At 72.4% G+C, this 5,256-nt stretch carries 4 protein-coding genes; all 4 read right to left on the bottom strand.

Going from position 1 to position 5,256, the window contains the following annotated elements; all coding sequences use genetic code 11:
- Positions 1–152: 152 nt before the first annotated feature.
- Positions 153–1,298: a 3-isopropylmalate dehydrogenase gene (leuB, locus tag H0E84_RS11205; protein ID WP_180678734.1), complete on the bottom strand. Its 1,146-nt coding sequence runs from the start codon at positions 1,296–1,298 to the stop codon at positions 153–155.
- On the bottom strand, positions 1,288–1,869 hold the full coding sequence (gene leuD / locus H0E84_RS11200; protein ID WP_180678733.1) for a 3-isopropylmalate dehydratase small subunit: 582 nt from the start codon (positions 1,867–1,869) through the stop codon (positions 1,288–1,290). The genes leuB and leuD overlap by 11 nt, the downstream gene beginning before the upstream one ends.
- A gap of 166 nt (positions 1,870–2,035) precedes the next feature.
- Positions 2,036–3,463 carry a 3-isopropylmalate dehydratase large subunit gene (leuC, locus tag H0E84_RS11195; protein ID WP_180678732.1) on the bottom strand — a complete coding sequence of 476 codons (1,428 nt, stop codon included), beginning with the start codon at positions 3,461–3,463 and terminating at the stop codon, positions 2,036–2,038.
- A gap of 113 nt (positions 3,464–3,576) precedes the next feature.
- Entirely contained in the window at positions 3,577–5,157 is a 1,581-nt protein-coding gene (locus tag H0E84_RS11190; protein WP_180678731.1) for a 2-isopropylmalate synthase, read from the bottom strand.
- Positions 5,158–5,256 lie beyond the last annotated feature (99 nt).

Here is a 5,256-nt window from a genome sequence, read left to right as displayed (position 1 = left end):
GCTCCGCTCTACGGGGGGGCTCCGGAGCCGACGTAGCGGAGCGAGCTCCGCTCTACGGGGCTCCGGAGCCTGCGTAGCGGAGCAAGCTCGGCTCTACGGGGTGTGGGGCGGCGCGGCGACACGGGGTGCCGCGCCTTAAGACGCCCGCGCGCTCAGTCGCGCAGCTCCGGCACCCGGCTGGCCGCGGCGATGCGCTCGATCACCGCGTCGGCGACCTCGTCGGTGTCGGCGGCGCGGCCCTCCGGCATCAGGTCGGCGCTGAATATTCCGGCCTCGAGCGTCGCGGCCACGGCGGTCTCGACGTGCAAGGCCTCCGCTTCCAGGCCCAGCGAGTGGCGCAGCAGCAGCGCGGCGCTGAGGATCGCGCCGACCGGGTTGGCGATGCCGCGCCCGGCGATGTCCGGGGCGGAGCCGTGGATCGGCTCGTACAGGCCGATGACGGTCGAGCGGTCGCCGGCCCTTGCGTCGCCCGGTTGGCCTTCGGCCGCGCCGCCGTCGCCGTCGCCAAGCGATGCCGACGGCAGCAGGCCCATCGAACCGGCCAGCATCGAGGCCTCGTCGGTGAGGATGTCGCCGAACATGTTCTCGGTCACGATCACGTCGTACGCGCGCGGCCGCGACAGCAGGTGCATCGCCATCGAATCGACCAGCTGGTGCTCCAGGGTGATGTCGGGGAACTCGTCGCGGACCAGCCGGGTGGCGACTTCGCGCCAGAGCCGCGAGGTCTCCAGCACGTTGGCCTTGTCGACTGAGGTGAGATGGCCGCGCCGCTGCCGGGCCAGCATGCAGGCGCGACGCACCACGCGTTCGACCTCGAAGGTGCTGTAGCTGCACAGGTCGCTGGCGGCGTCGACGCTGCGGGTCTTCTCGCCGAAGTAGATGCCGCCGGTGAGCTCGCGCACGACCAGCAGGTCGACCCCGGCCAGCAGGTGCGGTTTGATGGGAGCGGCGCCCAGGGTCGCCGGGTGCGGACGCACCGGACGCAGGTTGGCGTACAGCCCCAGTTCCCTGCGCAGCGCCAGCAGGCCCTGTTCGGGACGGACCTTCGCGCCCGGATCGGACCATTTCGGACCGCCGACCGCGCCCAGCAGCACAGCATCCGCGCGGCGGCAGGCGCCCACGGTGGCGGCCGGCAGCGGGTCGCCGTGGCGGTCGATCGCCGCGCCGCCGATGTCGTGGCTGGCGAACTCGAAATCGTGTCGGAAGCAGCGGGCGATCTCGCGCAGCACCGCCACCGCGGCCGCGGTCACTTCGGGCCCGATCCCGTCGCCGGGCAACACCACGATGTCAGCGCGCATGGAAGCGTTCCTCGTAGAGTTCGATCTCGCTGCGGCGCGAAAGCAGGTAGCCGAGTTCGTCCACGCCTTCGAGCAGGCAGGTCCGCGCGAACGCGTCCAGCGGGAAGCGGTACACGTCGTTGCCGGGGGTGCGCAGCTCGCGCGTGGCCACGTCGATCTCCAGCTCGTCGTCGGGCCGCTGCATCAGCGCCTGCACCGCGGCCTCCGGCAGCACCACCGGCAGCAGCCCGTTCTTGAGCGCGTTGCTGCGGAAGATGTCGGCGATCTGGCTGCTGACGATGGCGCGCAGGCCGAGGTCGCGCAGCGCCCAGGGCGCGTGCTCGCGCGAGGAGCCGCAGCCGAAGTTGCGGCCGGCAAGCAGGATGCTGCGCCCAGCGCTCTCCGGCCGGTTGAAGGCGAAGCCGGGGTCGGGACTGCCGTCAGGGCGCCGGCGCCAGTCGTTGAAGGCATGGCGGCCCAGCCCCTCGCGCTCGGTGGTGGACAGGAACCGCGCGGGAATGATCTGGTCGGTGTCGATATTGGTCTGCGCGAGCACCACGCTGCGCGAGACGATACGGGTCAGTGCGGTCATCGGGGGCAATCCTGCTGAGGTCGGAAATCTGATGTCGGTGGGCGCGTCGTTTCTTGCGGCGGGCGCGGGCCGTGGCCGGCGGCCGTGAACGGGCCGGACGCCGAAGCCGGGCTTGCCGGCGCGCGGTCCCCGGGGCGGGGATGCGGCCAGCCGGCGACGGCGCGGATCATGCCACCTCCCGCCGAGAGGGCGGCTCGGCGAACAGCTCGCGCGGATCGGCCACGCAACCGTGCACCGCGGCCCATGCGGCGGTCAGCGGCGAGGCGAGAAGGGTGCGCGAGCCGGGCCCCTGCCGGCCTTCGAAGTTGCGGTTGCTGGTGCTCACCGCGAGTTGGCCGGGCGCCACCAGGTCGCCGTTCATGGCGATGCACATCGAGCAGCCCGGCTCGCGCCACTCGGCGCCGGCCGCACGCACCACCTCGGGGATGCCTTCGGCCTCGGCCTCGCGCTTGACCTGCTCCGAGCCCGGCACCACCAGCATGCGCACGTGCGGCGCGATCCTGCGCCCGCGCAGCACCTGCGCCACCTCGCGCAGGTCGCGCAGGCGGCCGTTGGTGCAGGAGCCGACGAACACCACGTCGACTTGGGTGCCCTGCAACGACTGGCCGGGTGCGAGCCGCATGTAGTCCAGGCCCTTCTGCGCGGCCGCGTCGGCGGCCTCCGGGATCGCGCGGTCGACCGCGATCGCGGTGCCGGGATGCGTGCCCCAGGTCAGGGTGGGGCGGATGTCGCGCGCGTCGATCGTCACTTGGGCGTCGAACTGCGCGCCCGGATCGGTGCGCAGCTCGCGCCAGCGCGCCCGTGCGGCGTCGAACGCCGGGCCCCTGGGTGCCCGCGGGGCCTTCGCGAGCCAGGCGAACGTGGTCTCGTCCGGCGCCACCATCCCGGCGCGGGCGCCGGCCTCGATCGACATGTTGCACAGGGTCATGCGCTCTTCCATGTCCATCGCGCGGATGGTCGAGCCGCGATACTCGATCACGTGGCCGGTGCCGCCGTTGACGCCGATGGTGCCGATCACGTGCAGGGTCACGTCCTTGGCGCCGACGCCCGGCGCCAGCTCGCCTTCCACGTCGACCGCCATCGTCTTCGGCCGGCGCTGCAGCAGGCACTGGGTGGCCAGCACGTGGCCCACCTCGCTGGTGCCGATGCCGAACGCCAGCGCGCCGAAGGCACCGTGGGTGGAGGTGTGGCTGTCGCCGCAGACGATGGTCATGCCGGGCTGGGTGAAGCCCATCTCCGGTGCGAACACGTGGACGATGCCGCGCTGGTCGGAGCCGAAGTCGAACAGCTCGATGCCGGCCTCGGCGCAGTTGCGCGCCAGCATGGCGACTTGGCTTTCGGAGGCCTCCGTGTAGTACGGCAGGCGGCCGTCGGCGCCGCGCGGCAGGGTCGGCGTGGAGTGGTCCATCGTCGCCTTGGTGAGGTCGGGGCGGCGTGGCGCCAGCCCGCGCGCGCGCAGCTCGGCGAACGCCTGTGGCGAGGTCACCTCGTGGATCAGGTGCAGGTCGACGTACAGGACCGCCGGCGCGGCGTCGGTTTCGGGGACCACGATGTGGGCATCCCACAGTTTGTCGAACAGGGTTCTTGCAGTCATGTCGATCCGATTGTGTTGTCGTGTCATGCCCCCGTAGAGCGGAGCTTGCTCCGCTACGTAGGCTCCGGAGCCGAGAGCAGCGGAGCAAGCTCCGCTCTACGGAGTGAGGGGAATCACGCGGTCGCTCGCTCGCGGGCGACCGGCTGCCTGGCGCGCAGCACCCGGTTGGCGATGTCCAGCCAGGCCAGGGCGCTGGCCTCGATCACGTCGGTGCTGGTGCCGGTACCCTCCCAGGCGTCGTCGCCGCAGCGTACGCTGAGGTTGGCTTCGCCGCGCGCGTCGGCGCCGATGCCCACGCTGTGCACCTGGTAGCTTTCCAGTTCGAGTTCGACCCCGGTCGCGGACGCCAGCGCCGCGAACAGCGCGTCGACCGGGCCGTCGCCGAGCGCGCGCTTGCCGACGCTGCGGCCATCCGGATCTGACAGCTCGACCTCGGCGCTGGCGCGCTGGCCGCGATCGCTGACCGTCATCGACGCCAGCCGGTATCCGTCGCCGCGCACGTCGCCGCGCACGTCGCCGTGCATCAGCGTCTCCAGGTCGCGGTCCTCGACCACGCGCTGGCGCTCGCACAGCGCCTTGAAGCCGGCGAAGGCCTGGTCCAGCTGCGCCTCGCCGAGGGTGTAGCCGAGCGCGCGCAGGCGGTGGGAGACCGCGGCGCGGCCGCTGTGCCGGCCCAGCACCATCTTCGAGGCGGGCCAGCCGACGTCCTCGGGATTCATGATCTCGTAGGTGCCGCGGTGGCGCAGCATGCCGTGCTGGTGGATGCCGGATTCGTGGGCGAAGGCGTTGGCGCCGACCACCGCCTTGTTGCGCTGGACCGGCATTCCCACCAGTCGCGACAGCAGCTTGGAGGCGGGCACCAGCTTGCGGGTGTCGATCCCGGTATCGGCGTTGTACCAGGCGCCGCGCACCTTCAGCGCCATCACCAGTTCCTCCATGGCGCAGTTGCCGGCGCGCTCGCCGATGCCGTTGATGGTGCATTCCACCTGGCGCGCGCCGCCCTCGATCGCTGCCAGCGAATTGGCCACCGCCATGCCCAGGTCGTCGTGGCAGTGCGCGCTGAACACCACGTCGCGGGCGCCGGGCACGGTGGCGATCAGGTGCGCGAACAGCGCACGCATCTCCTCAGGCGTGGTGTAGCCCAGCGTGTCCGGCACGTTGATGGTGGTGGCGCCGGCGGCGATCGCCGCCCCGACCACCTCGGCCAGGAACTCGCGCTCGGTGCGGGTGCCGTCCTCGGTGGAGAACTCGACGTCGTCGACGAAGCCGCGCGCCTGCGCCACGCAAGCGGCCGCGGTGTCCAGCACCTGCGCCTTCGACATCCGCAGCTTGTGCTCGCGGTGCAGTGCGCTGGTGGAGATGAACACGTGCAGCCGCGGCCGGGCCGCGCCGTCCAGCGCCCGTGCCGAGGCTTCGATGTCGGCCGGCAGGCAGCGCGACAGCACCGCCAGCACCGGGGTGCGCACTTCGCGGGCGATCAGCCGCGCCGCCTCGCGGTCGGATTCCGAGCTGGCCGGGAACCCGGTCTCGATCACGTCCACGCCGAGCCCGGCGAGCGCGCGCGCCATCACCAGCTTCTGTCGTGGAGTCATGCTGCAGCCGGGCGACTGCTCGCCGTCGCGCAAGGTGGTGTCGAAGATCCGGACCTGGGCCGGTGCGGCCGCGGCGCCGGGCGCGGGCTGGGTGTCGTTCATGCGGGGAGGACCTCTTCGCAGCGGTGGACGGTGCGCGGCGGGGCCGGCGCGGGTGGGGGCGGGGTGGCGCCGGGGCGGCGCCCGGCGTCGAGGATTCGG

Origin of the sequence: Luteimonas salinisoli (assembly GCF_013425525.1) — a bacterium.
GTDB lineage: Bacteria > Pseudomonadota > Gammaproteobacteria > Xanthomonadales > Xanthomonadaceae > Luteimonas > Luteimonas salinisoli.
Note: the sequence above shows the minus strand (reverse complement) of the source record. Positions and strands in the feature narration are given on the sequence as shown.

What these genes read in the sequence shown, in the direction of transcription:
- H0E84_RS11190 (WP_180678731.1), bottom strand. Translation starts at nt 5,157, where the DNA reads ATGAACGACACCCAGCCCGCGCCCGGCGCCGCGGCCGCACCGGCCCAG.
- leuC (WP_180678732.1), bottom strand. Translation starts at nt 3,463, where the DNA reads ATGACTGCAAGAACCCTGTTCGACAAACTGTGGGATGCCCACATCGTG.
- leuD (WP_180678733.1), bottom strand. Translation starts at nt 1,869, where the DNA reads ATGACCGCACTGACCCGTATCGTCTCGCGCAGCGTGGTGCTCGCGCAG.
- leuB (WP_180678734.1), bottom strand. Translation starts at nt 1,298, where the DNA reads ATGCGCGCTGACATCGTGGTGTTGCCCGGCGACGGGATCGGGCCCGAA.